At 63.1% G+C, this 1,245-nt stretch carries 1 protein-coding gene; it reads right to left on the reverse strand.

Going from position 1 to position 1,245, the window contains the following annotated elements; all coding sequences use genetic code 11:
- Window positions 1-105 precede the first annotated feature (105 nt).
- A complete protein-coding gene (locus NLR35_RS34180; protein WP_257170933.1) occupies window positions 106-1,080 on the reverse strand; it encodes an IS110 family transposase in 975 nt (324 codons plus the stop codon).
- Between the last annotated feature and the right edge of the window lie 165 nt (window positions 1,081-1,245).

The following is a 1,245-nucleotide window of genomic DNA, read 5'->3' on the forward strand; positions in this document are numbered from 1 at the left end:
AAGGCTGGCGCGAAGGCGCGCCACCGCCTTCGGCGGCTGACGGCCTTGACCCCGTCCGCTCGCTGGTCTGTTGGCTTGGCATGCGCTCGGTCGTGGACCGAGCGGCTATGAGGCGCTCGCCCCGTTCACAACGTGAAGCGCCGGATTCCACTTTTGGCGGCGTTTGACCATGACGTTGAGAATGCAGATCAGCTTGCGCATGCAGGCGGTCAGCGCGACCTTCTTCAACTTGCCTTGGGCGAGCATGCGCTCGTAGAACACCTTCAGGACTGGATTGCACCGCGTCGCGGCGCCCACGCAGGCCATGTAGAATGTGTTGCGAGTTCTGCGGCGGCCGCCCTTGACGTGCCGGTCCCCGCGACGCCGGCCACTGTCATCATCGTACGGCGCAACACCCAGCAGCGCCGCGACGGCTTTGTCGCTGGTCTGACCGAGCTCCGGCATGGTTGCTATCAGCGTGGCACACGTCGTGCGGCCGATGCCCGGAACGCTTTCGATGATCTCGGCGAGCTCCGCAAAATGCGGCGTGCTCTCGATCAAGGCGGATATCTCGGCCTCGAGCTCGGCCAGTTCGGCGCTGATCGCCTTGGCGATGCGCGTGTGCAGACGCTGTACTTCGACAGGCAATTTATGCTCGCCCTGGTTCTTCAGTCTGACCAGCATATCTTTCGTCGCTTGGCGCGCATTGACCATCTGCTGAAGCTTCTCCCGGGCGGCATCGTAGGCTTGCACAGCAGCTTCATTGAAGGTCTCGGCGAACCAGGCGATCGTGTCCGCATCGATACGGTCGTTCTTGGCCAGGCGCCCGGCGGATTGAGCGAAGCTCCGCACCCGCTTTGGATCAACGATACGAACGTCGATCTTGGCGGCTCGCGTCACCTTGGCCCACTCCCGCTCGTAGCCGCCGCTGGCCTCCATCACGACCATGGTGACGCCGTGCCGGCGCAGCCACGCCACGAAGTCGCGCTGGCCTTCCTTCGTCCTTTCAAACATCTGCTTGGACCCAGGCGCCCGGGTACAAGCATCGACCTTATCCTTGGCGACATCGACACCCGCGACAACGAGATCATTCTGTGCCATCATCCGGCTCCCTTCCTTGCAAGGTGCGGGCTCGAAGCCCGTGCAACTGTTCGGGTTGAAGGAAGAAACCGGACCTGTCCCACGCTCCCTGACAGGCTCCAAAGGCCTTTGAGCACGATCGGGATCAGATCCAGCGACGGGCGGTTGGTCAGAACCGCCCGTTCG

The organism is Bradyrhizobium sp. SRS-191 (assembly GCF_024586915.1).
Lineage (GTDB): Bacteria > Pseudomonadota > Alphaproteobacteria > Rhizobiales > Xanthobacteraceae > Bradyrhizobium.

What these genes read in the sequence shown, in the direction of transcription:
- NLR35_RS34180 (WP_257170933.1), bottom strand. Translation starts at nt 1,080, where the DNA reads ATGGCACAGAATGATCTCGTTGTCGCGGGTGTCGATGTCGCCAAGGAT.